Consider the following 23,126-nt stretch of genomic DNA (forward strand, 5'->3'; position numbering starts at 1 on the left):
AGGTAAGCTGTCCCGCGGAGGGCCGAAGGCCCGGAGTGAACTTGAGTAACTTGTTAATGGCTTAACCCTCCGGCGGCAACATATTACCAAACAAAGCCATTAAACTTAGCAAAACAAAGATAACCCACCAGACTATGTAAGCCCCTCTAGTAAATTTCTTTTTCCCGCGGCGAAAAATGGCAAGAGGTATACCTACTATTGCAAAAGCAATTAGAACATTGGTTATGGCACGGCCAAAAACAAATCCTATATCATATGCTGAAGGTCCTTCGTTAGTTGCAATTAGGCTGGCAGTAAAATAATTGAATGCCAAGCTCACAAGAAGCATTACCAACGTATTTATATTTAGTTTGTTATTCATTGTTTTCGATTGTACCCGCGCCCATTAACGCCGTGCTCAGCGGCGGCTTACTTTATACGCGTTTTGCGCGAAAATGGGAGCGTAGCGACCGCGCAAAACGCGTATAAAGTAAGCCGTCAGCTGCAGCACCTCGTTAGTTGCTTTTTTGGACTCCGAAAATCTCATCTAGCACGGCCTCCCCTCGGTTAGTTGGAGCCAGCTCATACTGCCATTTATTGTCTCTTGAAAATGAGCTACTCCAGTTCCATGGATCATTAATGAAGCTTTCCAAATCATCATTGGTTAATGTCTTTACAGACTCAACAGAGTATTCTGACAGAGTGAAATCAGGCCCTTTGACACCAATGATTTTACAAGGCCAATTGCCAGCTCATATTTTTCAATGAGGCTACCTTCCGTAGCATCAGAATGAATCTCTGATATTAATTCTGGTAGAGTTTTACCGAAATCAGTCAATTCAACCAATAGCCACTTTTCGTTGTCTGATAAGATGATGGTTGTAATCTCCTTGAGCAACTAACGCCCGCAACAGGGGCGACCAATGCTATACACATTTTGTGCGATACTGGGAGCACAGCGACCCGCACAAAATGTGCATAGCGTTGGGCGTCCCGCGGAGGCCCGAAGGGCCGCAGCAAACTGCTTGCGCTTGTTAAGTTCACTCCTCTCTAGTACGAACCCACTGAGACTTCATTGACGTTCTTGTGGCGCTCCAGCCAGGAGGTAAATCTGCGATTGAATACAAAGTAGGATCAAGCGATGTGATCTCGCCCATACCCACAATCATTAAGTCTTCTGATTTATTAGTGGTACCGCATGTAAACGCCCATGAATCATCATCCGCGTAGTGCACTACCATTAATACTGGAAGTGAATCCTTAACGACCTGCTTGGTCGTTATCGCGGCAACATTCTTTGCTTGATCAAATGGCCAATCCAATTTTTCTACTCCACTTGCGGACAACGAACAACAAAGCATTGCCAGAAATGTAATTAATTGCTTTTTCATATCCGGAACTTAACGCCCGACACAACGGCCGGAGCACGCAGTGCGGAGGTCCAGCCCACAAAGTGGGCGATGTTGCTGCCGCTTGTATGGTTGTTCTTGTCCAATTCTGATGTTGAAAATCCTTTTCGCTAACGGGTAAATTGAGACCCACCTTCGGCGGCCACCGAAGGCCTTGTTTGTCACAGTTCGTTGCTGCGCCGGTTCATAAAGACCGTTAACAAGTATGAACGTGACAGACACTCACTAGGCATAACTCGAATAGTCATGTGGGCCTCGAGCCCGAATAGCAAGGCGGAGATAGCTTATCTTATGGAACCTCAAGAGATCAATGTCGGTATCGATACCAGCAGTAAACAACTCGATATATATGTGAGACCTAATGGCCAGTTCTTTAGTGTTACCAATAACAAAGAGGGTATTAAAGACGCCATTAAACAACTACAACCGCTTAAACCGCAAAGAGTATTAATCGAGTCCACAGGAAGACTAGAATTAGAATTCGTCTGTGCTGCTTATAAAGCGGGACTGCCGATAGTTGTTTGCAATCCTTTACAAGTAAGAAACTTTGCAAAGTCAGCGGGGCGACTCGCCAAAACAGATAAGCTAGATGCAATTGATATCGCACATTTTGGTGAAGCAATGAAGCCAAGATTGTCATCAATCAAACCAGAAAAACTTAGAAATATTAGTGATTTACTGACGGTCAGGAACCAGTGCTTAGAAATGAGCACAATGCAAAAGAATCGCCTCAAGAGAATGCCCAAATCTGTTCACAAGCCCATTCAGGCTATCTTAAAAGCCATCAAGAAAGAGCTTGAAGGGGTCGATAAGCAACTTGATAAACTTGTTAACAGTGTTGCCGAGTGGCGACAAAAACGCGATCTCTTATTAAGTGCTAAAGGAGTTGGCAATGTACTGGCTTACACGCTAATGAGCGAACTTCCTGAGCTGGGCAAGTTGAACCGCAAAGAGATTGCGGCACTTGTGGGTATCGCCCCGATGAATCGTGATAGCGGCAGCTTCCAGGGTAAGCGCTATATTCGAGGTGGGCGACATCGTGTACGCACGGTTTTGTTTGTTTCTATGATGTCGGCAATACAATGCCACCCTAAATTAAAGCCAATGTATGAGCGCCTGGTCGCTGCTGGTAAACCAAAGAAAGTAGCCCTTATCGCATGTATGAGGAAGCAACTTACCATTCTAAATACGATGGTAAAAAACAACACTTACTGGGATGAGAAAATGGCTTAAATACTTGACAAAGGACCATAGTCACTTGTTAGATGCCATCACTGCCCGGCTCCTTTGTAATCCAATATTCATTATTCGATGTAAACCAATTGATATGATTTGACAGTCCATCAAGGTCAGGAAAAATGGACGAGTGATTTATTCCGTAGTGAGATAGTTCAAATGGTAATAGCTTGCGATACTCCTGATCTATGACAATCAATTCAAGAGTGTCTTTTTTGCTTTTTGATTTATCTAGTGGCGTCGCAGGATCAGGGTGAAGTGTAAATAAGCCGCCTTGGCGAACTATTCTTGAAGCTACGGTATGTGGCTTATATTTAGCTAAAGTATCAGCTTCAAATGGTGAGCCATCAGTCTTTTCATAGATTTGGTCAGCTTTAAAACAATAAATGTGAGCATCGCAATTGTCTTGACTCGTTGTTGCGAAAAATGCAGCAACTAAGGGTTGATATGTCCAATCCAGCAACCGCGTTGCTAGACCATGATGTTGAGCGATAGCAAGCCATTCCCATTCATTGCCTGGGCGTGGCGATAAGAATTCTACAGATCTTCTTTGCCATGCACGAAACATTCTTTCATCGTCAGTTTTATCAAAGGGCGCACGTCCGGCTTTTGGAAGAAGCTTCCAGTCTGCATTGCCATGCCCACGAAACATCCATCGATTATCTTTTCGATATCGCTCTAAGGCTTCATGAAGTTCTTGAAAATTATTGATTCGTATTTCGTTCATTGTATTCATCTAACGCCGCCAACAGGGGCAGCCGACGTTGCGTACATATTGTGCTAAAAAGGAAGCGCAGCGACCAGCACAGTATGTACGCAGCGTTGGCTGCCCCGCGGAGGGGCGAAGTCCCGTAGCGAACTGCTTGGCCTTGTTAGCACTTTTCGCCTGATTTTTCGCAAACATGTGCAATGTTGTTTTTAACACAGAGGGGCTTGGGCTGTGTTGGTACCCAATGGCATACGAAGACCTCGCCTTTATCTTCGCTCAAAAACCACGCGATACTGACATTTCCACTCTTTCCAACGCCAACGGCACAAGCCCCATATTTCTACCGATATCCTTCACCTTTGATTCGGCGGAATATGCAGAAACAATATAAATTAAAATCAATAACAGCGTGCTAATGACAGCGACCAGAAAGGGCTTAATCTTAATCATGCGTTCTTCCTAAAATTTCTATTCCCTTGAAAATTACAGGACCCGAGTGTGTGCTAACGCTACCAACAGCGGCAGGTTTGGAGCGGCGAAGCCGCGAAAAAGCTGTCCAGCGCACGTAGTACGCGTTGCGGCTTGGCCTTGTTATAAGTGACACTACCCAATGATTTCATTTTTAGCACTGACAATTTTGCTTGCAACTCTATGGCAATGCTCTTTGCTAGCACCCAAACCAATATTGCCCTCTATTGTTGCTACTAGTGACGAGGATATATGCTTGGCATCTTTGCCCTCGACCGCAAGACGAAAAATATGTGGCAGATAACTCTGATACTCGTCGCGAGCTTCTGGCATCTCATTTACACCAATAGGGTCCCAGTCACGCCATAAAATTTCATCTATGGCTTTGTAGAGCTCTAGTTCTTCTGGAGGTAATTTCTTGCCCATACTCTTACTTATAACGTTGCCAGCAAGGGCAGCCGAAGCGGAGCGTAGGCTGTCCAGCCCAGCCACCGGCTGGGCGATCTTGCCTGGCCTGGTTATAGCTGGCGCGCACTGAACGACCTACTTGCTCTTTGCCAGCCAACTTTGGCTGGCCACTGCCCGATAAATTTACAGGGAAAAATACCATACTTTCCCCACCAGTTAACTAGCTGATTGGCGCTCCACAATGGTGCAACTGACTTGCAGGGTTTACTGGCTTAAAACGAAGGCACTTGAACGAAACTACGGTGCCAGCTTGCAGGTAAACTCTCTGGAGGAGAGTGTTCAGGTAGAGATTGTTACTTGCAGCAACTACAAACTATCTAAAAATTGACCGCCACAATAACGCTTTTAGCACCAGCGCCGCAGGCGTCGGGTGCCTAAACTTGTTAAATGTTGCACATATTCGGCTATTGTAATTCCGCCTGCAATACCACCAATCAGTGGCAATGCTACAAATTGCGCATGATAAAAATCCATAGATTGAATTCTTAGACTATTTAAGGCCAAAAGCACAACAGAAATAGCGAGACCTAAAGTAAAGACAGCGTACTTAGAAATCCCTAACTTCTTAGCAAGAACCAAACCCACCATCCCTGAAAGTAGTCCTTGAGCAAAATAACTCTTAATATTTAGGAAGATGTCCAAATAGCGCGGCAAATCGAACAGGCCTGGCGGGCGAAAGTAAAGTGACGAGCACAACATTACACTCACCATAGTGACCACTAGTACTGTGTATTTACCGATCATATTCATATGACATTTAACGCCGCCAACACGGGCCAAAATGCAGTAGCGAGGCTGCGGAATGTAGGTCCAGCCAGCTTTGCTGGCGAGCGTGCTTGGCTTTGTTATGAGTTTTCTGCATCTGTGCACTTTTTAATATTGACTACTGCCTTGATGGCTAGCCCGATAATGACATAGAAAAGTATATTTAACGATAGTGCGATAACCCAAGCATAAACTACATCGGAGATTGGCTCAGGGTTAGCACCGAGAGACATTAATACCAAGGAGCTTGGCCAAAATAACAAAACAAGCTGCTGTAGTTCATTTGCTCTGATTAGGGGCTCAAACAATGCAACTAATGTTGGAACAACGAGCGAAGCAAAAATCCATTTTACAAGGTAACTTTTCATTGTCTAAGACTACGTGATTGACTCATAACGCCTAGCACACGGGCGGCCGAAGCAAAGCGTAGGCCGTCCAGCCCACATATTTTGTGGGCAATCGTGCTGCTTTTTGTTATGCATTAGCCTCTCCGCCAGTCTTTAATAGTTGCAATAAGTAGGGCTATGAAAATTACTAGAAGGAAAAAGGCAACACCATAGCCCACGGCACCATCTACTTTAGCTCCTTTGGCCTCCCAATGCCCATAGGTTATAAGCTGATATAGCATTGCAAAAGATATGAAGCCACTAGTAAATACAGCTAGTAACATATGCCGCAAATTGAAAAGCTTTTTCCCAAAAGCAAGCTCCCCCCATGAAGGAGTCTCGATTTTTCTATCGAGGCCTTTTCGACGCCATCGGCGGTCTTTGAGATTAGACATAGTTTTATTCATAACGCCTGGCGCACAGGCAAAGCGCGCAGTGCTTTATCCAGCCACACGAAGTGTGGCGATTGTGCCGCCACTTGTTAGCTGTGTTACTCATGGATGAAGTAAACATCTGTTTCTCTTCCTTCATCTACCATTGGAACCTCAATTGAAACCAGAGCTTCTAAAATAGATATGAACTCATCCTCCGATACAATTCGCCCCTGCTTTTTACTATATAAACTTCTTAGTTCTTTCCTAGAAATACTAATTTTATCAATACTCAACAGGTTCTTCTCATTCAGAAGCTCAACTAGCTTTCTAACATTTTCAGGCGGTACTTCTGACTCTTGTACGTACCAGATGAACTCTTGAACCTCTTCTGGGTCATCAATTTCGTAAATAACTACTCCAGAGATACTTGTATCCGTCTCCTTCTGCCATTGAATTTCTTTGGCGCCGAGAGCACCTAGGAATTCTGTAAGAAATTGCTTTCTTCGCATGACACTCTCGTACAGCTAACGCCTCAATCAGCTGCCGCGTTAGCGATCTGCTGAATTGACTTGTTAGCACTTTCAGCCTCTAGCTTTTCTCTCACCACTGATTGTGCATATGAGAACCCTTTTCCATACCATTCCTCGTAGTTTGAAGAAATCGGGTACTTTCCATAGACATCAGTAAAGTCATCCCACCAAGGGTTTTCAAATGAGGGTCTTGACAGTACAGATTCAGGAAAAACCCTGCCAGAGAGTAGTTTTTCAAATACCTCTGGCTCTAGTATACGGCCACCACATTTTAAGCTGTGATCATTTTTCTTAAGCTTTCTTATTAATTTATAAAGGCCATATATCTGGCGGCGCCCACCACCGCCAACATGACTACTAACATGCCAAGTTCTTTGTAATATCTTGTATTTAAAATCCGATAGTTCTAGCAGGATAAAAACCTCCCCGACTTCGGAGTTATTCATGATGAAATAGATTCTATTTGGATTTTCTTTCTCTATCTCCGAATAATATTCGAGAGGGTCAAAGTTTGTTTGTTCTGGATTGCTATAGGGTGTTCCTTGGCCGTGAATTAACCAGTTCTTACTTATTCCAAACGTATTACAGAAATGGGTAATAAACTCAAATGAAGGCTCCTCTTCCGCATTGAACACCCTCTCAAGCTCACCGATTTTATGTAGCTTCATTAATTGAGCAAGCTTTGCAATCGTGAACGGAGAATACAAGTTTCCTTCATTCATTAGCTCTAGTGATTCTCTAAATCTAGAGGCGACTAACTCAACTTCAGTAGGCTTTTTGACATTAGATTCAGCGTCTACGCTTTTTTGATAGTCACTTTCAACTACAATTTCTTTTTTATTAGATTTAGATGACTTAATCGAAAGCCCTATCAGCGTCAAAATAGCTGTAATCGCAACAATAAATGGCTCAAACCCTGGCTCGAAAGCAAGCCATAATAGAGATGCTATCAATGCGATGGTGTTTAATACAATTGCGATATTCATCCTTGCTCCATACTGAGTGCTAACGCCGCCAACACGGGCCGAAATGTAGCAGCGAAGCTGCGGAATGTAGGTCCAGCCAGCTTTGCTGGCGTTCGTGCTTGGCTTTGTTATGCATTTATAACTCGTTGATGATTTCGACAATTTCAAGCTCAGCAACTTTATGCGAGCCACCCACCAAATATGCTCTTTTGCCTATTTTGACTCTTTCACGAATCATGTCGAAGTAACCACCCTTATCCTCGTAGATTGGCTTTCTAATAATGGCCGTACCTTCATCCAGGGCTTCCCTCTCGCCCCCTACGATGTTTTCTTCAGACAGTGTTTCGAATTCTGGATAAAGCGCAAAGACATATCTGTTTCCCGCATCAGATTCGAATTTCAAATCACTACGAAGAGCGTTCGAAAGCTTACAATGCGTATTAAGTTTTCTATACCGAACTCGAAAATAGTAGTCTTCTTTATCGAACATTACTTTGGGCTCGCAGGTGCATAACGTTGCCAGCAAGGGCAGCCGAAGCAGAGCGTAGGCTGTCCAGCCCAGCCTCCGGCTGGGCGAGCTTGCCTGGCCTAGTTATAGCTGGCGCGCTCTGAACAACCTACTTGCTCTTTGCCAGCCACCTTTGGCTGGCCACTGCCCAATAAATTTACTGGGAAAAATACCATACTTTCCCCACCAGTTAACTAACTGACTGGCACTCCACAATGCTGCTGCTAGCTTTCAGAACTTGTTGGCTTAAAACGGAGGCACTTGAACGGAACTGCGGTGCCAACTCGCAGGAAAACTCTCTGGAGAAATGTGCTCAGGAAGAGATTAGTGCTTGCAGCAACTTCAAACTACCTAAAAAATGACCGCCACAATAACGCCTGCCGCACAGGCGAGCAACTTGTTGCGAGTCCAGCGCACGAAGTGCGCGATTGTGCCGGCACTTGTTATGCGTATACTACACACTAAGCTTCAACAACAACATGCTAAAGAAAAGTACGACTGTCACACCCACCAAAAAAGATAAAAATTTTAAAAAGATATTGTTCTTCTCGAATTCCTTTAAAGAGTAATGATAAGTGACGCCGCCAAATTTCTTAGTCATGTAATACACACCATAACTTAACAAAGCAATAAAGGCCCCCATCTGGAGAAGCAACACCCACTCAAAAAGCGCAAAGAATATGAAAGGCGTACTAGCCACTGCCATGACAGCACCATATAAAAAACCTTCAGGAACTTCTTCATATTTTAGTTTGGTTCCACAGTCTTCGCAGACACCAAACATGGTTCGAGATTCACCCAAGGAAACGCCTGGGTTAAATTTTTTCTTACATTTCTCACAAATCATAATTTACGCATAACGCCACCGGCAGGGGCAGCTTGCCTTGTGCACAAGGTAAGCTGCCCCACGGAGGGCCGAAGGCCCGGAGTATTCTGCCCGGCTTTGTTATGCATGATGCAGGTCTTGAAGTCGCTTAAGGACTGGATCTAGAAGCCTATTTCTGAGTGTTAGCTCCCAGGAACCCTCACAAAATCTTTCTGCTCTCGCTGCTGCAGTTAAAGCCCACCTGACTTCTTCAAATGTAGCTCGATCTATCGAATCTAAAATACTTCTAATTTTCTTTGGCTGATACTCATATGCTACCCAAGGCGGGCGCTCTAAAAGATTCATAAAATCAGAGATCTCATCTGGATAATAAGGATATCCTTCATGACGAGTTACTTTTGGAAGCGCCCAAATCGCCAACTGATAGCATGACAATAAATTCTCTATACTTTCAATATTCAATGCTTCAGTTCTCATGTGCATAACGCCTCAAACACTGGCCGAGGCCGCCAGGCCGAAGGTCCGTGTGCTTTGACTTGTTAACTTTGTCTTCTGATAAACCTAAGTTCATCGTCATTTTCTGTATCGGTGAACAATAATCTATCATCGATGTCTTCTAGTTCTTGAGAGTAATTCCAGCGGATAGCAATCGAATCCTCTGCCCACTCAGGTGTTTCATCCAAAAGCCACTGGCATTCTTTAGCTGCTTTCTTTGTATCAGCAATAAAAACGACTGTAGCTTGAACCCAAGTTCCACCCTCATTGCTTTCGACAATGTCGTATAGCTCTACTGATTCGCCAGATATATATTTCATCGTATTTCGAAGTTAACGCTTTTAGCACCAGCGCCGCAGGCGTCGGGTGCCTAAACTTGTTAAATGTTGCACATATTCGGCTATTGTAATTCCGCCTGCAATACCACCAATCAGTGGCAATGCTACAAATTGCGCATGATAAAAATCCATAGATTGAATTCTTAGACTATTTAAGGCCAAAAGCACAACAGAAATAGCGAGACCTAAAGTAAAGACAGCGTACTTAGAAATCCCTAACTTCTTAGCAAGAACCAAACCCACCATCCCTGAAAGTAGTCCTTGAGCAAAATAACTCTTAATATTTAGGAAGATGTCCAAATAGCGCGGCAAATCGAACAGGCCTGACGGGCGAAAGTAAAGTGACGAGCACAACATTACACTCACCATAGTGACTACTAGTACTGTGTATTTGCCGATCATATTCATATGACATTTAACGCTCTGCGCACAGGCGAGCGAAACGTAGTGTAGCGAGTCCAGCCCGCGCTTTTTGCGGGCGATTGTGCCGCAGTTTGTTATAAGTTTTTGCCACGATGTTTCTTCCGTAACGCCCTAGCACTAACTGGCTTTAGTGGGCAGTATTTTGCAAAAACAAACTCAGCTAAAAACGGACCCGCTAGTAGTAAGGAGCCAAAAACCAGTAAACTTTGAAACCTCAATCCCAGGTAAATAGCAAGAATAGGTATAAACGCCCATCCGAACGCTATCACCCTCTTAGATAAGGCTGCATATTCATACTGGAAAAAGCATTTCTCACAATACATTCTACTTGAGAAAGATAACATCTTTACCTTTACAGTTTTCTCTTTACATTTTGGGCATTTTCTCATCATGACTTATAACGCCGCAATCAACTGCGTAGCAAGCTGGCGGTTGTTTTGCCGGTTTTATGGCAAAACAAGTGACAGTTTGCGGAGTCAGATTGCATTGCCTTGTTATATGCAGATTTTAATTCTGTCATAGTATGATTCTATAGCGCTTGGTCTAGGCTTTCTAGAGCAAGGATAATCGTAGACACAGTATTTCTATCAAACTCTGCTCGGTCATTTTCTTCGTGCGTGCCTTTATTTAAATATCGCCATTCGCGTGAATCACCGCTCATTCCAACTAATGAGTTAAGAGGATCAAATATTTTACTCTTATCTGGGTCGGAAAAATTAGCCTTCCCAATTTTAGCTTTAAGTTGTTCAGACAGATTTCTCAGTTCTATTGGAGCGTTATGGCTTCGTAACTTTAAACTCAAGTTTCCATCCCCAAATTTGCTTACATAACGCCATACTTTTCCCTTAGTCAATGACTCCATTGCTTTTCGTGATTTTGATAGAGCTTCTCTAACTTCATTTCTGTCAAAGTGCTCTCTAGCAGCAATGATGTAGTTTCGAGGCGCACAGTTAAAATCCACACGTATATGAGATTCATCTAGCTTAGGCAAAAAAGCCAGCGATTGAGACTGAGCAGCAGATTGTGCTGGTAGCAGATTATGAATATCCTTGAAGAACTCTTCGCCATGGCAAGTTAATATAATTTGCTTTTCTGAAAAGTACTGATCTTCAAATAGGGTACGTCTTATTGACTCTCTATGATCGTCGTCAATCGCATTCACAGGATCATCAAAAATTAGCACTGGACAATTTTCTTTAAGGTTCTTTGAAAGAAGAATCGCTAGTCCAATACAACGAATATGTCCTTCGCTAAGCACGTGTAATGGGTCATAGAACTGGTCTGGATTATTTTGAAATGATATCTCTAGTCGTTGATTTTGAGCCAAGGGGAGCTGAACTTTCGCTAGAAGTTCTGAAGGCAAATCATTACGATTAAATGAATTGTAAAGTTGAACAACCTTCTCCCCTAAATCAGCTACAAGTTGTGCAGGAAGTGCATCCTTATAAAAATTAAGGCGTGCAACTAACTTTGTATAAGCTCTCGAAATGGTTTGATTTCTTTGAATGCTAGCTATTTCAGCTTGAACATCTGCAATCAACTGAGCATTTTCAACATCGAAGTTAGCGATTGTTCTCTGAGCAGCTTGAATTGCTTGACTGGCTGTCTGTCTTTGGGTTTGAAGTACGGTAATATTGCGTGAAAATTCACGCAATCGATTTAGTTCTGTTTGTTTCGTTGCACGTAATTGAGTAGCTTGGGCAACTTCTTTGTCTGCGCCCTCGAGTTGCTGAACTTGTGATCGTAGGTGTTGCCATACAGTGTAACCATCCTGAGATGGTTGCTGTAATCTATTCCACCATTCAATATTTTCTTGAAGATTGGGCGATACTTGATAATACGTAAGCACATTCTTATAAAATCGACTACAACAAGTATTTACTATTTGAGTTAATAAAAGTAATTCTTGATTTGTTGTTTGCTCTAATTGTTGAAGCAATTGTTGCCGCTCGGCCAAATGCTGAAGTTTTTTTAACTCTTCACTTGAGTGAATAAATGGGTTTACTGCGACTCGGTTAAGCGGAGTTTTGCAGGCAGGACAGTTATTTGGACTGCTTTGTTGCACTTGAGTAACAGCATCATAAAGGTTTTTGTATGATAATTGCTGACTGGCGCTTGCTAACTCCTGACGAATGGATGCAACTTCATTTAGATGATTAGCGACCTTACCGCCTAAATCGTCCAATTTAGCCAGACTCAATGAAGATTTGATAGGTAAAGGCTGCTGTAATTCAGACTCTATCTGAGAAATTAGCCCAACACTTTCATCACCCCCAAGTAATTCTAGAACCACTTGGTTAAAGTCTGAGCCTTCGCGGTAATTGCTAGCTAAGGCTTGCTCATCAGTACTAATTCTTACTAATTCAGCGTTATTAGTCTTTAATTGCTGCTTGGCTCCATCAAGTGCCTGGCGCTTTTGAGCCAATAATGTTGCTTTTTGGCCCACAAGGTCAATATATCTTGGATCTATTTCAGCCGTAAATTTTCGTACAAACTCAGTAAAAGAGTCCAGACCAAAAAGTGTTGATATTAACTCTGTTTGCTTAGCTGGAACTTGGGCTGCAATCCTTGAAAAGTTATCAATTCTATTTTTCTCAACAAAACAAAATCGATAAAGAGCGTCATCTGAAATAACAGGAATTTCCTGACCTTCTGCATTTAGCCCAAGAAGCTTTGGAGCGCTAAAGCTATCTACATACGCGTTTCTCAAATATCTTTGCTGGTCTCTAAAACGCTTGCTCTCTGCCTCTGCAACATTTCCCAAAAGTGAATACTCGAGAGCCTCGCAAAAACTTGATTTACCTGTTCCATTTGGGCCATAAATTAGAACTAAGTTACTGCTAAGGTCGAAATGCTCTTCCCTAGAAAAGCCACGAAATGGGCCTACTGATAAACTTTTAAGCTGAGTTATGGGTGAGTTATCAACAGCTAGATCTTCTGATAACGGTTGAATCTCTGCGCTCAAATTATTCCAATTATTTTGAGCGAGCTGAACGACGGCTCTAATTCGCTGGCCTTGATGGGTTCCAAGAGGTATCAAATCGTCTAGGTTTTGAACAATAAGATTGGCTAATTTACGCTCATCGTCGGTAACAGTGCCTTCATTGAGAGTTTGTAAAAATCTTAAGTACTCAGCATGGATCATGTAACATCCTTATTTTTACAATAATAATCACCTTAAAAATTCAGTAATCATTCTAAATTTAATACAAGCCTTAAATATTGCAGCGAGCATATAACGCCGCTATCACTGGACAGCGGGCTGTAGTTGTAATTTATGTTAACGAAGCGGCAGCGTAGTGCATAAATTGCAACGAAGGACTGCTGTTCCGGTGAATAGCTTTGTTATACGAATTCAGGGCAAGCTCCTGGGTTTAAGTATCCCCAAACTCGAAAGTATGATTCCTGATTTGAATATTTAATACTGTGTCTCTTTAAGATACTTAGTATCTCCGCAGACCTATCAGTTTTTTTATCTGATATGAGACGACCTCGATACTCACTTACAATAGGGTTGAAATCAAGCCATTCTATTGCTGAAGCATATTCGAATAATTGATCCCACCAAACTGGACTAAAGCCAAAAATCTCATCTGACGTAATTAGTTTATAGCGAACACAGATATATGAAGAATGAAGCTTTTCAAGGTCCTCGCAAACTTCACGCCACTTGGTTTTGTTCATTGCAGAGACCAACTGACGTTCATTGATAATCTTAAGGAGCTTCTCGTTCATATTTCGATCGTATAACGCCCGCAACAGGGGCGGCTAATGCTATGCAGCTTTTGTGCAAAAATGGGAGTGCAACGACCAGCACAAAAGATGCATAGCGTTGGGCGTCCCGCGGAGGCCCAAAGGGCCGTAGCAACTTGCTTGCGCTTGTATGGTTGTTCTTGTCCAATTCTGATGTTGAAAATCCTTTTCGCTAACGGGTAAATTGAGACCCACCTTCGGCGGCCACCGAAGGCCTTGTTTGTCACAGTTCGTTGCTGCGCCGGTTCATAAAGACCGTTAACAAGTATGAACGTGACAGACACTCACTAGGCATAACTCGAATAGTCATGTGGGCCTCGAGCCCGAATAGCAAGGCGGAGATAGCTTATCTTATGGAACCTCAAGAGATCAATGTCGGTATCGATACCAGCAGTAAACAACTCGATATATATGTGAGACCTAATGGCCAGTTCTTTAGTGTTACCAATAACAAAGAGGGTATTAAAGACGCCATTAAACAACTACAACCGCTTAAACCGCAAAGAGTATTAATCGAGTCCACAGGAAGACTAGAATTAGAATTCGTCTGTGCTGCTTATAAAGCGGGACTGCCGATAGTTGTTTGCAATCCTTTACAAGTAAGAAACTTTGCAAAGTCAGCGGGGCGACTCGCCAAAACAGATAAGCTAGATGCAATTGATATCGCACATTTTGGTGAAGCAATGAAGCCAAGATTGTCATCAATCAAACCAGAAAAACTTAGAAATATTAGTGATTTACTGACGGTCAGGAACCAGTGCTTAGAAATGAGCACAATGCAAAAGAATCGCCTCAAGAGAATGCCCAAATCTGTTCACAAGCCCATTCAGGCTATCTTAAAAGCCATCAAGAAAGAGCTTGAAGGGGTCGATAAGCAACTTGATAAACTTGTTAACAGTGTTGCCGAGTGGCGACAAAAACGCGATCTCTTATTAAGTGCTAAAGGAGTTGGCAATGTACTGGCTTACACGCTAATGAGCGAACTTCCTGAGCTGGGCAAGTTGAACCGCAAAGAGATTGCGGCACTTGTGGGTATCGCCCCGATGAATCGTGATAGCGGCAGCTTCCAGGGTAAGCGCTATATTCGAGGTGGGCGACATCGTGTACGCACGGTTTTGTTTGTTTCTATGATGTCGGCAATACAATGCCACCCTAAATTAAAGCCAATGTATGAGCGCCTGGTCGCTGCTGGTAAACCAAAGAAAGTAGCCCTTATCGCATGTATGAGGAAGCAACTTACCATTCTAAATACGATGGTAAAAAACAACACTTACTGGGATGAGAAAATGGCTTAAATACTTGACAAAGGACCATAGTCACTTGTTAGGTGTAATTACTAGCTCTCCATAGAAATACTTTCGATAACACCGTCTTCATCAAAAGAAACGCTAACTACGTAGTCTGTGACTTCGTTAGGGAGAGTGAAATCATAGACTTCCTCTTCGTCCCATTTACTACGCAAGACAAGCAAGCCTATTACATCGTCATTTGTGGGCTTAGACGTACCGATATGCTCTTCCCAATAACTTGGTGGTAACTCTTCCAAGTGATGGGAGACAAACTCATCAATACCGTACTCACCTTGCTCAGTGCCTGAAGATTGCTTGATGCCCTCAAGGGCCTTTTTTTCATTGTTCATTTGATACTACTTTTACACCTAACGCCGTGCGCAGCGGCGGCTTACTCTGTGGATTTTTTGCGCAAAAATAGGAGTCGCAGCGACTGCGCAAAAAGTGCGCAAAGTAAGACGTCAGTCTGCCGCACCTTGTTAAATTATCTGACCACTGGGGTTCCCCAACCATCGTACTCTGCTCCGGCATCTTCTGCGATTTTGAGCATGATTACGTTTTCCTGGTCAATTTTCTCTAAGCTCAGTAGAGTTTCTTTAACTAGATCACCGTAGAAGTACTCGGCTCCCTCATGCTCACCTTTTCCAATATTTCTAATTTCATACCCCAGAGATTTTCCTGTTCCTGCAATAAAAGCCAGACAATCATAGGTGGAGCAATAGAAATGATGTTCGACCGGATGTAGTTTACTCAGATTTGAACCAGCCTTTTGCAAAGAACTTAGCACCTCTCTATTCCCCTCTGTATTTGGCCGAAATTCTTCCGAAATACCAAGCGATGAAAAAATTGAAATAAATATCGTGAATACAATCTTTCTCATAGTTGACTCGTAATTTAACGCCTTTAGCAGCGGCCACAGTGCAGGCGCGAAGCGCCGAAACGGAGGTCCAGCCCCAAAGGGGCGATGCTGCCTAAACTTGTTAGGAGTGGGCTACACGCCATAGGTTGCTAAAGCTCGTTTTCTAGCTTTTTCCAAGGCCTCTGCACCACCTCTTTGTTTAATATTCTCACCTACCTTGATCAAGCGCCTATTTGCTTGATCAGAGTATTTATTGCCAATTTTTCCTGCGACATAACACCAGGCATACGCATGTTCCAAGTCGAGGATTGCCCTCTCAATAGAAAGTGCTACACACAAACCAAATGGTGCATGCTCATATTTCCCATCTGCGGCCAATAGCATATATCGCAATCCCTTTTCAGGGTTGAACGATCCTGAGTTTGGCTTTAATAAATTTGTACCGTTAATGAAGTACTCTTCAGGTGACATATCCTCTTCGGCAATCAAGAAACATGGCCAGACTAGAAGAATTACTAGCATTGAAATAAATTTCATTGGTACTCCTAACGCTTACAGCACGAGCCAAATGCGAGCGAGTATTTGGTCGCCGTGCCTGTGATTGTTAGGCATTTTGACCTGATTAATAACAAACCAGCCGCCATAGCTAGCACCAGCCTTTACTCTTGGCTTCGGCTATAGCCTTTGCCTTAGCGATACCGGCAAGGTTGATTTTGTTTAGTTTCTCATACTGAGCATGTTCAGCAAAATACGGCCCCAGCCAACCATTTTCATGGGTGGATGCCATGGTCCAAGCCAAGTTCTTTGGGAATACGTAGTAATCAGAGCTACTGCACTCTATAGGCAGCTCCGATGTAATTATTGCTGATTCATGATGCTCGGACAGAACGATGAACTCTGGCGCCTGCTGAGATAAATATACTTCTTCTGCCGAACTACCTGATACAGATGGGTACGCTTCCGTGCTGAAGATATGCCACTTATAATTTTTAATGGAGATACCCTTTCTATTCTTGCAGAAAGTATCTATCCACTGCTGCCGAATCAACTCAGTTTCCTCGAGAGATAAAACCTTTAAAACTAAGTCTGGCTTAATATCAAATTCAGCGTGCATAAGTTCCATTTTGCCTAACGCTTCAATAACCCGCAGCTGGAACGCAGCGAAGCGGAGTATAAGCTGTCGGGCGCCGAAGGGGCGTAGTTCATTGACTTGTTAACCCTGGAACTGGATGAAGGCATCATAAGCGTGATAGTGCTTAATGGCCTCCAGAACCTGACCAGAGTTTGGATTGCTTATTTGGGTACGCAGATTCTCTACAGCAGACTGAACATCTTGGACTGACAGAAAATACTGCAACCCCTCAAATGTTTCGCTAACTCCATCGTCCTCGATTACAGCTGCCGGGCTATCGAGTGACAACTCGCCTTCTGCAACGTATAAATCATGATCCCATTCTAGGGACTCTACGTTGTCAATGATCTCTTTTAGAACACCTTTCATCTTCGGACTCAAGAGGGTTAACGCCGCGCTCAGAGGCGGCTTACTTTGGGCGCTTTATGCGCGAAAATAGGAGCAAAGCGACTGCGTATAAAGTGCACAAAGTAAGACGTCGCCTTGCAGCGCTTTGTTAGGGCTAACCCCGGGCACTGCCTCTATGCTTAAGCCAAAACCCAGAATGATGCTGTGCAACCGACAGCCCTAAGTAGAAACGCTCGATGTTCAGCTGTGATTTTGGAAACGTGAATTCACGCACGAACATCGATTGCAAGAGTACTAGTGCCGCCCCTATCTGGGTAGAAGACTCCGGCCCATGCCCGCCATTTATATAGCTGGGAAAAAAGTCCATCATTTCCCTGAAATGAAGGCGAGCCATTGCAACAGCAATTTGTGGGCTAACCATACTACCATTTTTGAAGCGGTTCTTTAGCTCTTCCAGGTGCGACTTATTCTCCGAGACAATGAGGCACATACATGCAATTAAGTGCGAACGCCAATTCACATCAAGTAGCAGAGTTTCATAACCTGCATGTTCGGTTTCAAGCTCAGTAGCTAGAGCACTAAAGATAGAAAGATCACTTTCTACTTCAAATGGTTGAAAACTCAAATCAAAGGCCTTCAGGTAGAAGCTACCATCATTACTGAGCTCTTCTAACCTCTTAAATACGTTCATCTACCAATTGCCCTAACGCCTAGGTCACCTACGCTGACCTGATGATTTTTGTTGTGTAAGAATGGAGCGTAGCGTAATGCACAAAAAAAAGCAGCAGGTTAGCGTCAAGTGCACTGCCTTGTTATAGCTTCACGGCCATTTAACCGTCTCATTATCAGTTTCAAATAGATAACTACACTGCATTTCTGATAGATCTCCCGAATCAAACCAAAATATAATGCCTAAACTATTGTGATCTAGGCATTCATGCGGATCACTATCAAATGAATGATCTTCAAACTTTGGAATTTCATTTGTAACTTTAGTTATAAAGTCTCTCACAGTATTTTTAGGTAAGTTAAAAAGATCTTTCCCAAACAGAGGATAGCCAGAGCCCATAACCGTAATAACGCCAAGTCGATAATCGTCTTCCTTATCAAAGGTAAAACTTAGATTTTTGTGGGAATACCACAAAACCCTATGCCAATCACCACTGCCTTCGACATACTCGCCTTTCTCTATCCTATCGGGATTACCGAGGATGCGGATCAAATCTTTTTCAAAGATTCCGTATTTAATTTCACCTATGCCGACACCTGGTTCTATGTTCATATCTCGATTGCTATAACAGTTAATTAAAAAGAAGCGTCTTTATATCACCCTTCTATATAATTCTACTCATTTCTTTCAAGATAATCTCAAAAACCTAATAATATCAAAAAGTTAAGATCTTTGGCATAATTTTCAACAGATAGATATATAGCAGACGCTATATATCTATCTGCTTTTTCTGCTCTTTATAACATTACCTTCTCCATAAAAATCAAAGATATAGATCGTCATCCCCAGAAATAGGAGGAGCTTTTCTTGAATTCTGATATTGACAGCAGAATAAAATAGTAAATACTGTATATAAAAACAGATAAAGGCCAATATCATGGATGACATTCGCCATAAAATTCCAAGTAAGCCTGAACGCTTTATGGACAATCTGCGATTTCATATTCGAAAACAAGGACTGTCGTATCGAACAGAACAAACTTACACGCATTGGGTTAAACGCTTCATTCATTTCAATAAAAAGAAGCACCCTGCTGATATGGGAGCTGTTGAGATTGAGACGTTTCTCTCTAACCTTGCAGTTCAAGGTCTTTGCTCCGCAAATACACAGCGAATAGCTCTGAACGCTTTGATATATCTGTACAAGAGATTCTTAGGTAGGGATATTCAAGCATTGGACTTTAAACTGGCAAAACAACAAAAGTACTTGCCTGTGGTTTATAGCCGTAGAGAAATATCAGCAATTTTGGATCATCTTGAAGGCACTTACAGATTACAAGCTGAGCTAATGTACGGTAGCGGCCTTCGCAGTGCCGAACTGCTTTCTTTACGTATAAAGGATATAGACTTCGACAGCAATAATATTTTTGTTCGAGGTGGCAAAGGGGATAAGGATCGCACTACAATATTACCTAACGGGCTAATAGTGCAGTTACATAGGCAAATAAAGACTGTTTCCCTATTGCACCAACAAGATCTTTTGGCCGGTTTTGGTTCGGTTTATTTACCTAACGCTTTGGAAAGAAAGTATCCAAGTGCAAGCCGACAACTCGCCTGGCAATACCTTTTCCCTTCCAGCACCATCGGCCAATGTCCTCGCTCCGGTGAAAACAGAAGGCACCATATTCACGCAACAACTTTAGCGCGCCAGGTTCGTATAGCTGTCAAGCTAACGGGAGTCAACAAACCGGCTCGTTGCCATGCATTTCGCCATAGTTTTGCGACTCACTTGCTCGAAGCAGGTTATGACTTGCGTACGATTCAGGAACTGCTAGGGCATTCGGATGTTAGTACTACTGAAATTTATACCCATGTCGTAAATCGGGGAAATAAAGGCGTTTTAAGCCCCTCAGATCGACTGCGCAACATTAATAAAATTGAGGAGGCTGGAGCTAACTATTTTGTTGGGAGTAAAGTAGGGGAAGTACAGGGGCTTAACTTATTGGCTGCATCTTAGCAGCGAGGATACCGAATACCGGCTTTCGCCGGTATCGCAATAGAAGAAGGCCGATCAAATTATCCCGGTGTTACGTCACCATTCTGAGCTCGGTGGCGCAGAGCATGGTCGATCAAAACAAGAGCCATCATTGCTTCAGCAATTGGCGTTGCGCGGATACCTACGCAGGGATCGTGGCGACCTTTGGTAACCACCTCAATAGCATTGCCTGAGCGATCAATACTCCGGCCGGGGATACGCAAGCTGGAAGTGGGTTTCAGGGCAATATGGGCAACGATATCCTGGCCACTGGAAATACCACCGAGGATGCCACCGGCATTATTGGAGAGGAAACCCTCCTCGGGAGTAATTTCATCGCGATGCTCGGTGCCCTTTTGCTCCACACAATCAAAGCCGGCTCCAATCTCCACCCCTTTCACCGCGTTGATACTCATCAGGCCGTGGGCCAGGTCTGCATCCAGGCGATCAAAAATCGGCTCGCCCAGCCCTGCAGGGACGCCGCTGGCGTGTACTGAGATCCTTGCACCGATGGAGTTACCCTCTTTAATCAAGGCTTGCATATAAGCTTCCATCTCGGGTACTCGTTCAGCATCCGGGCAAAAGAATGGATTCTGCTCGACCTGCTCCCAATCCAGTTTTTGCACTTTAATTGGTCCCAGCTGGGACAGGTAACCGCGTACTTCAATACCATACTTCTGCTTAAGCCATTTCTTGGCGATAGCCCCGGCCGCAACACGCATGGCGGTCTCCCTTGCAGAAGAGCGACCTCCACCGCGGTAGTCACGAATACCGTATTTTTGCCAGTAGGTGTAATCGGCGTGCGCCGGACGTACCTGCTCAGCGATATTGCCATAGTCTTTAGAGCGCTGATCCGTATTTTCAATCAACAGGCCAATAGGAGTACCGGTAGTTTTTCCTTCAAACACACCGGATAGAATTTTCACTTGATCCGGTTCACGGCGCTGTGTGGTATAGCGAGAAGTACCCGGCTTTCGGCGGTCCAGCTCCAGCTGGATCTCCTCTTCACTGATCTCCAACCCCGGGGGGCAGCCATCGACGATACAGCCCAAGGCTGGACCATGGCTCTCGCCAAAGGTGGTGACGCAAAACAGCTTGCCAAAGGTATTGCCCGACATATGCGACTTTTCCAGATAACAGTTGATAAATTAACAGCGGTTGGCTTTATGCAGAGCCGCGCATTATAAAGGATCTAGCCGCCGCGCGCGGCGTTCAAGGTAAAAAGCACAATTGCTGCAGCTATGTGGCTTTATCAGAGAACCCGGCAATAGCTTTTGCCGGGTTCAGAAAAAGAATTACTCTTTTTCAAAGTGGCTTTGGTAGGCGAGCAGCTCTTCGCGACTAATCACAAACACACCGTGGCCACCATCCTCAAATTCGGGCCACATAAATGGCACTTCCGGGAAAGCCTGTTCCAGAGCTTCCCAGCTGTTGCCCACCTCACAGACCAGTAAGCCTTCTGGCTGCAGGTGATTGGCGGCCTCACGCAGCAAACGGCGGGTAAAATCAAGACCATCGTCACCGGAACCCAAGGCAATCTCCGGCTCGGCCAGGTATTCTTGCGGCATCTCTGCCAGGTCGCGGGCATCCACATAGGGAGGGTTACACACGATCAACTCGTAACTCATGCCTTGCAAACTACTGAAAAGATCCGACTGCACTGCGCGCACACGCTCGTTGAGCTGGTGGCGATTAATATTCAGCTGTGCTACTTCAATAGCGCCTTCAGAAATATCACTCAGGTCGACTCTCGCTCCAGGGAAGGCCTCTGCACAGGCGAGGCCGATACAGCCACTGCCACAACAGAGGTCGAGGATTGCCAACGGTTCTACATTGAGCCAAGGCTCAAAATTGTGGCGGATCATTTCACCTATAGGGGAACGCGGCACCAACACCCGCTCATCCACATAAAAAGTCATATCGCAAAAATGCGCTTCATTGGTCAGATAAGCCGCTGGCAAACGCTCGATAAAGCGCCGCTCTAGGAGAGTAAGTACGTCCCTTCTCTCCTCCATGGTCAAACGTGCATGCAGGATTTCCTGCTTACTATAGGGCGGCAGGTGCAGTGCGTGGGTTACCAGCAGTACCGCCTCGTCCCAGGCATTGTCCGTGCCGTGACCATACCAAAGGCCCGCTTCGCTAAAACGGCTGGCTCCCCAGCGGATATAGTCCAAAACCGTGGTCAGCTCATGCAGGCTGGATTCACGCCTTTCTATCATTGAATCTATCCTTAAGTGCTATGTATCTCATCAAGGCCTATTGCCACTCATTAACTAGCCTCTGCTGTGGCTATAGAAGCGCCAATCAAGGCACGAGGAGTGTAGTTTGGTTGTTCCAAATAAGCGACGAGTGACGGTTTAACAGCTGTAACCCGAAGGGCCTAGGCTATTTTTCACCCAACTGCATTATCGGTCGTTTATGTGGATTCACTCCTTTTGCCTCCCCAAGCTCGCAATGGCCCCGACAGTAGCGATCAAATTGGTACCAATAGGCCCCTAGGTCCGCGCGGATCTTTACTCTCGGGTTACAAACGCTTAGGGTAGCGCACCCGCCCCCTCGGGCTGAGATGTTGGAAAGAGCAGCATGAACGAACACTACGCACGAATTATTGAAGCAATCGGCGAAGACCTGCAGCGCCCCGGACTCAAAGATACTCCGAAGCGCGCTGCCAAGGCCATGGAATACCTGACCCGCGGCTATCAGCAGACCGTTCAAGAGGTTGTCAGTGACGCACTCTTCCCCAGTGACTGCACCGACATGGTATTGGTCAAGGATATCGAGCTCTACTCCCTGTGCGAGCACCATATGCTGCCATTTATCGGTCGCGCCCACGTGGCCTATATCCCCCAAGGCAAGGTGCTGGGCCTATCCAAGGTAGCGCGTATTGTCGATATGTACGCACGCCGCCTGCAAATCCAGGAGCAGCTGACCACACAGATCGCCAAAACCCTGCAATCTGTCACTAATGCCGCCGGTGTTGGCGTTATTATTGAAGCAAAGCATATGTGCATGATGATGCGCGGCGTGGAGAAGCAGAACTCAGTGATGAAGAGTTCGGCAATGCTGGGCACCTTCCGCGAGAACCAAGCCACACGCAACGAGTTTCTTTCCCTGATCAGCCGCCCTTAAGGCTGGGAGCTAGCAACGTGCGGTCCCCTGGG

Annotated in this window: 31 protein-coding genes; 4 read left to right on the plus strand and 27 right to left on the minus strand. The window is 44.4% G+C overall.

Features of this window, described 5'->3' with window-relative positions; all coding sequences use genetic code 11:
• Positions 1-61 precede the first annotated feature (61 nt).
• Both MJO52_RS15350 and MJO52_RS15355 read right to left on the minus strand, forming a co-directional pair.
• A complete protein-coding gene (locus tag MJO52_RS15350; protein WP_252082788.1) occupies positions 62-361 on the minus strand; it encodes a hypothetical protein in 300 nt (99 codons plus the stop codon).
• Positions 362-1,019: 658 nt separating this feature from the next.
• Entirely contained in the window at positions 1,020-1,370 is a 351-nt protein-coding gene (locus MJO52_RS15355; protein WP_252082790.1) for a hypothetical protein, read from the minus strand.
• A gap of 309 nt (positions 1,371-1,679) precedes the next feature.
• Between MJO52_RS15355 and MJO52_RS15360 the strand changes: the two genes are divergently transcribed.
• The gene (locus tag MJO52_RS15360; RefSeq protein WP_252082793.1) at positions 1,680-2,621 is read left to right on the plus strand and encodes an IS110 family transposase; all 942 of its coding nucleotides are present in this window, start codon (positions 1,680-1,682) and stop codon (positions 2,619-2,621) included.
• Positions 2,622-2,649: 28 nt separating this feature from the next.
• On the opposite strand, the gene MJO52_RS15365 is transcribed toward MJO52_RS15360, so the two are convergent.
• The 16 genes from MJO52_RS15365 to MJO52_RS15440 form a co-directional block, all read right to left on the minus strand.
• Positions 2,650-3,351, minus strand: coding sequence for an FRG domain-containing protein (locus MJO52_RS15365; RefSeq protein WP_252082795.1), 702 nt, complete (start codon positions 3,349-3,351; stop codon positions 2,650-2,652).
• A 258-nt stretch (positions 3,352-3,609) separates the two neighbouring features.
• The gene (locus tag MJO52_RS15370; RefSeq protein WP_252082798.1) at positions 3,610-3,783 is read right to left on the minus strand and encodes a hypothetical protein; all 174 of its coding nucleotides are present in this window, start codon (positions 3,781-3,783) and stop codon (positions 3,610-3,612) included.
• 153 nt (positions 3,784-3,936) lie between these two features.
• Positions 3,937-4,227 (minus strand): hypothetical protein, encoded by a 291-nt coding sequence (locus MJO52_RS15375; protein ID WP_252082800.1) that lies wholly within the window; start codon positions 4,225-4,227, stop codon positions 3,937-3,939.
• Positions 4,228-4,231: 4 nt separating this feature from the next.
• Positions 4,232-4,411: a hypothetical protein gene (locus MJO52_RS15380; protein ID WP_252082802.1), complete on the minus strand. Its 180-nt coding sequence runs from the start codon at positions 4,409-4,411 to the stop codon at positions 4,232-4,234.
• A gap of 203 nt (positions 4,412-4,614) precedes the next feature.
• Positions 4,615-5,019 carry a hypothetical protein gene (locus MJO52_RS15385; RefSeq protein ID WP_252082804.1) on the minus strand — a complete coding sequence of 135 codons (405 nt, stop codon included), beginning with the start codon at positions 5,017-5,019 and terminating at the stop codon, positions 4,615-4,617.
• 95 nt (positions 5,020-5,114) lie between these two features.
• Entirely contained in the window at positions 5,115-5,402 is a 288-nt protein-coding gene (locus tag MJO52_RS15390) for a hypothetical protein (RefSeq protein WP_252082805.1), read from the minus strand.
• Positions 5,403-5,515: 113 nt separating this feature from the next.
• Positions 5,516-5,815, minus strand: coding sequence for a hypothetical protein (locus MJO52_RS15395; RefSeq protein ID WP_252082806.1), 300 nt, complete (start codon positions 5,813-5,815; stop codon positions 5,516-5,518).
• A gap of 95 nt (positions 5,816-5,910) precedes the next feature.
• Positions 5,911-6,303, minus strand: coding sequence for a hypothetical protein (locus MJO52_RS15400; RefSeq protein ID WP_252082808.1), 393 nt, complete (start codon positions 6,301-6,303; stop codon positions 5,911-5,913).
• A gap of 23 nt (positions 6,304-6,326) precedes the next feature.
• Positions 6,327-7,310, minus strand: a complete 984-nt coding sequence (locus MJO52_RS15405; protein ID WP_252082810.1) for a hypothetical protein — start codon at positions 7,308-7,310, stop codon at positions 6,327-6,329.
• A gap of 115 nt (positions 7,311-7,425) precedes the next feature.
• On the minus strand, positions 7,426-7,779 hold the full coding sequence (locus MJO52_RS15410; protein WP_252082812.1) for a hypothetical protein: 354 nt from the start codon (positions 7,777-7,779) through the stop codon (positions 7,426-7,428).
• A gap of 472 nt (positions 7,780-8,251) precedes the next feature.
• Positions 8,252-8,599, minus strand: a complete 348-nt coding sequence (locus MJO52_RS15415) for a hypothetical protein (protein ID WP_252082814.1) — start codon at positions 8,597-8,599, stop codon at positions 8,252-8,254.
• 144 nt (positions 8,600-8,743) lie between these two features.
• Positions 8,744-9,100, minus strand: coding sequence for a DUF6508 domain-containing protein (locus tag MJO52_RS15420; protein ID WP_252082815.1), 357 nt, complete (start codon positions 9,098-9,100; stop codon positions 8,744-8,746).
• A gap of 62 nt (positions 9,101-9,162) precedes the next feature.
• Positions 9,163-9,438: a hypothetical protein gene (locus MJO52_RS15425; RefSeq protein ID WP_252082817.1), complete on the minus strand. Its 276-nt coding sequence runs from the start codon at positions 9,436-9,438 to the stop codon at positions 9,163-9,165.
• A 21-nt stretch (positions 9,439-9,459) separates the two neighbouring features.
• The gene (locus MJO52_RS15430) at positions 9,460-9,813 is read right to left on the minus strand and encodes a hypothetical protein (RefSeq protein ID WP_252082818.1); all 354 of its coding nucleotides are present in this window, start codon (positions 9,811-9,813) and stop codon (positions 9,460-9,462) included.
• Between the two features lie 595 nt (positions 9,814-10,408).
• A complete protein-coding gene (locus tag MJO52_RS15435) occupies positions 10,409-13,024 on the minus strand; it encodes an AAA family ATPase (RefSeq protein WP_252082820.1) in 2,616 nt (871 codons plus the stop codon).
• Positions 13,025-13,224: 200 nt separating this feature from the next.
• On the minus strand, positions 13,225-13,614 hold the full coding sequence (locus MJO52_RS15440) for a DUF6678 family protein (RefSeq protein WP_252082822.1): 390 nt from the start codon (positions 13,612-13,614) through the stop codon (positions 13,225-13,227).
• 371 nt (positions 13,615-13,985) lie between these two features.
• Here MJO52_RS15440 and MJO52_RS15445 point away from each other — a divergent pair, with 371 nt between their 5' ends.
• A complete protein-coding gene (locus tag MJO52_RS15445) occupies positions 13,986-14,927 on the plus strand; it encodes an IS110 family transposase (RefSeq protein ID WP_252082793.1) in 942 nt (313 codons plus the stop codon).
• A 41-nt stretch (positions 14,928-14,968) separates the two neighbouring features.
• On the opposite strand, the gene MJO52_RS15450 is transcribed toward MJO52_RS15445, so the two are convergent.
• The 7 genes from MJO52_RS15450 to MJO52_RS15480 all read right to left on the minus strand — a co-directional run bounded on the left by MJO52_RS15450 (position 14,969) and on the right by MJO52_RS15480 (position 18,542).
• Positions 14,969-15,271 carry a DUF2004 domain-containing protein gene (locus MJO52_RS15450; protein ID WP_252082824.1) on the minus strand — a complete coding sequence of 101 codons (303 nt, stop codon included), beginning with the start codon at positions 15,269-15,271 and terminating at the stop codon, positions 14,969-14,971.
• 134 nt (positions 15,272-15,405) lie between these two features.
• Positions 15,406-15,801, minus strand: a complete 396-nt coding sequence (locus MJO52_RS15455; RefSeq protein WP_252082826.1) for a ribonuclease E inhibitor RraB — start codon at positions 15,799-15,801, stop codon at positions 15,406-15,408.
• A 111-nt stretch (positions 15,802-15,912) separates the two neighbouring features.
• Positions 15,913-16,317, minus strand: a complete 405-nt coding sequence (locus MJO52_RS15460) for a hypothetical protein (protein WP_252082827.1) — start codon at positions 16,315-16,317, stop codon at positions 15,913-15,915.
• A 109-nt stretch (positions 16,318-16,426) separates the two neighbouring features.
• On the minus strand, positions 16,427-16,903 hold the full coding sequence (locus tag MJO52_RS15465; RefSeq protein WP_252082831.1) for a DUF4275 family protein: 477 nt from the start codon (positions 16,901-16,903) through the stop codon (positions 16,427-16,429).
• Positions 16,904-16,993: 90 nt separating this feature from the next.
• Complete coding sequence (locus MJO52_RS15470; RefSeq protein ID WP_252082833.1) at positions 16,994-17,281, minus strand: DUF7716 domain-containing protein; 288 nt, start codon at positions 17,279-17,281, stop codon at positions 16,994-16,996.
• Between the two features lie 133 nt (positions 17,282-17,414).
• The gene (locus MJO52_RS15475; RefSeq protein ID WP_252082835.1) at positions 17,415-17,951 is read right to left on the minus strand and encodes a hypothetical protein; all 537 of its coding nucleotides are present in this window, start codon (positions 17,949-17,951) and stop codon (positions 17,415-17,417) included.
• A 129-nt stretch (positions 17,952-18,080) separates the two neighbouring features.
• Entirely contained in the window at positions 18,081-18,542 is a 462-nt protein-coding gene (locus tag MJO52_RS15480; RefSeq protein WP_252082836.1) for a hypothetical protein, read from the minus strand.
• Positions 18,543-18,867: 325 nt separating this feature from the next.
• Here MJO52_RS15480 and MJO52_RS15485 point away from each other — a divergent pair, with 325 nt between their 5' ends.
• Positions 18,868-19,947 (plus strand): integron integrase, encoded by a 1,080-nt coding sequence (locus MJO52_RS15485; RefSeq protein WP_252082838.1) that lies wholly within the window; start codon positions 18,868-18,870, stop codon positions 19,945-19,947.
• A gap of 59 nt (positions 19,948-20,006) precedes the next feature.
• Here the strand turns inward: MJO52_RS15485 and aroC are convergent, their stop codons facing one another.
• Positions 20,007-21,083: a chorismate synthase gene (aroC, locus tag MJO52_RS15490; RefSeq protein ID WP_252082840.1), complete on the minus strand. Its 1,077-nt coding sequence runs from the start codon at positions 21,081-21,083 to the stop codon at positions 20,007-20,009.
• A 177-nt stretch (positions 21,084-21,260) separates the two neighbouring features.
• Positions 21,261-22,184: a 50S ribosomal protein L3 N(5)-glutamine methyltransferase gene (gene prmB, locus MJO52_RS15495; protein WP_252082841.1), complete on the minus strand. Its 924-nt coding sequence runs from the start codon at positions 22,182-22,184 to the stop codon at positions 21,261-21,263.
• Positions 22,185-22,548: 364 nt separating this feature from the next.
• On the opposite strand from prmB, the gene folE reads away from it, so the two are divergent.
• Positions 22,549-23,094, plus strand: a complete 546-nt coding sequence (gene folE, locus MJO52_RS15500; protein WP_252082843.1) for a GTP cyclohydrolase I FolE — start codon at positions 22,549-22,551, stop codon at positions 23,092-23,094.
• Positions 23,095-23,126 lie beyond the last annotated feature (32 nt).

Origin of the sequence: Microbulbifer variabilis (assembly GCF_023716485.1) — a bacterium.
GTDB classification, from domain to species: domain Bacteria; phylum Pseudomonadota; class Gammaproteobacteria; order Pseudomonadales; family Cellvibrionaceae; genus Microbulbifer; species Microbulbifer variabilis_B.

Bases quoted from the DNA above. Each gene is read 5' to 3' on its own strand.
- MJO52_RS15350 (WP_252082788.1), bottom strand. From the start codon at position 361: ATGAATAACAAACTAAATATAAATACGTTGGTAATGCTTCTTGTGAGC.
- MJO52_RS15355 (WP_252082790.1), bottom strand. From the start codon at position 1,370: ATGAAAAAGCAATTAATTACATTTCTGGCAATGCTTTGTTGTTCGTTG.
- MJO52_RS15360 (WP_252082793.1), top strand. From the start codon at position 1,680: ATGGAACCTCAAGAGATCAATGTCGGTATCGATACCAGCAGTAAACAA.
- MJO52_RS15365 (WP_252082795.1), bottom strand. From the start codon at position 3,351: ATGAACGAAATACGAATCAATAATTTTCAAGAACTTCATGAAGCCTTA.
- MJO52_RS15370 (WP_252082798.1), bottom strand. From the start codon at position 3,783: ATGATTAAGATTAAGCCCTTTCTGGTCGCTGTCATTAGCACGCTGTTA.
- MJO52_RS15375 (WP_252082800.1), bottom strand. From the start codon at position 4,227: ATGGGCAAGAAATTACCTCCAGAAGAACTAGAGCTCTACAAAGCCATA.
- MJO52_RS15380 (WP_252082802.1), bottom strand. From the start codon at position 4,411: ATGGTATTTTTCCCTGTAAATTTATCGGGCAGTGGCCAGCCAAAGTTG.
- MJO52_RS15385 (WP_252082804.1), bottom strand. From the start codon at position 5,019: ATGAATATGATCGGTAAATACACAGTACTAGTGGTCACTATGGTGAGT.
- MJO52_RS15390 (WP_252082805.1), bottom strand. From the start codon at position 5,402: ATGAAAAGTTACCTTGTAAAATGGATTTTTGCTTCGCTCGTTGTTCCA.
- MJO52_RS15395 (WP_252082806.1), bottom strand. From the start codon at position 5,815: ATGTCTAATCTCAAAGACCGCCGATGGCGTCGAAAAGGCCTCGATAGA.
- MJO52_RS15400 (WP_252082808.1), bottom strand. From the start codon at position 6,303: ATGCGAAGAAAGCAATTTCTTACAGAATTCCTAGGTGCTCTCGGCGCC.
- MJO52_RS15405 (WP_252082810.1), bottom strand. From the start codon at position 7,310: ATGAATATCGCAATTGTATTAAACACCATCGCATTGATAGCATCTCTA.
- MJO52_RS15410 (WP_252082812.1), bottom strand. From the start codon at position 7,779: ATGTTCGATAAAGAAGACTACTATTTTCGAGTTCGGTATAGAAAACTT.
- MJO52_RS15420 (WP_252082815.1), bottom strand. From the start codon at position 9,100: ATGAGAACTGAAGCATTGAATATTGAAAGTATAGAGAATTTATTGTCA.
- MJO52_RS15425 (WP_252082817.1), bottom strand. From the start codon at position 9,438: ATGAAATATATATCTGGCGAATCAGTAGAGCTATACGACATTGTCGAA.
- MJO52_RS15430 (WP_252082818.1), bottom strand. From the start codon at position 9,813: ATGTTGTGCTCGTCACTTTACTTTCGCCCGTCAGGCCTGTTCGATTTG.
- MJO52_RS15435 (WP_252082820.1), bottom strand. From the start codon at position 13,024: ATGATCCATGCTGAGTACTTAAGATTTTTACAAACTCTCAATGAAGGC.
- MJO52_RS15440 (WP_252082822.1), bottom strand. From the start codon at position 13,614: ATGAACGAGAAGCTCCTTAAGATTATCAATGAACGTCAGTTGGTCTCT.
- MJO52_RS15445 (WP_252082793.1), top strand. From the start codon at position 13,986: ATGGAACCTCAAGAGATCAATGTCGGTATCGATACCAGCAGTAAACAA.
- MJO52_RS15450 (WP_252082824.1), bottom strand. From the start codon at position 15,271: ATGAACAATGAAAAAAAGGCCCTTGAGGGCATCAAGCAATCTTCAGGC.
- MJO52_RS15455 (WP_252082826.1), bottom strand. From the start codon at position 15,801: ATGAGAAAGATTGTATTCACGATATTTATTTCAATTTTTTCATCGCTT.
- MJO52_RS15460 (WP_252082827.1), bottom strand. From the start codon at position 16,317: ATGAAATTTATTTCAATGCTAGTAATTCTTCTAGTCTGGCCATGTTTC.
- MJO52_RS15465 (WP_252082831.1), bottom strand. From the start codon at position 16,903: ATGGAACTTATGCACGCTGAATTTGATATTAAGCCAGACTTAGTTTTA.
- MJO52_RS15470 (WP_252082833.1), bottom strand. From the start codon at position 17,281: ATGAAAGGTGTTCTAAAAGAGATCATTGACAACGTAGAGTCCCTAGAA.
- MJO52_RS15475 (WP_252082835.1), bottom strand. From the start codon at position 17,951: ATGAACGTATTTAAGAGGTTAGAAGAGCTCAGTAATGATGGTAGCTTC.
- MJO52_RS15480 (WP_252082836.1), bottom strand. From the start codon at position 18,542: ATGAACATAGAACCAGGTGTCGGCATAGGTGAAATTAAATACGGAATC.
- MJO52_RS15485 (WP_252082838.1), top strand. From the start codon at position 18,868: ATGGATGACATTCGCCATAAAATTCCAAGTAAGCCTGAACGCTTTATG.
- aroC (WP_252082840.1), bottom strand. From the start codon at position 21,083: ATGTCGGGCAATACCTTTGGCAAGCTGTTTTGCGTCACCACCTTTGGC.
- prmB (WP_252082841.1), bottom strand. From the start codon at position 22,184: ATGATAGAAAGGCGTGAATCCAGCCTGCATGAGCTGACCACGGTTTTG.
- folE (WP_252082843.1), top strand. From the start codon at position 22,549: ATGAACGAACACTACGCACGAATTATTGAAGCAATCGGCGAAGACCTG.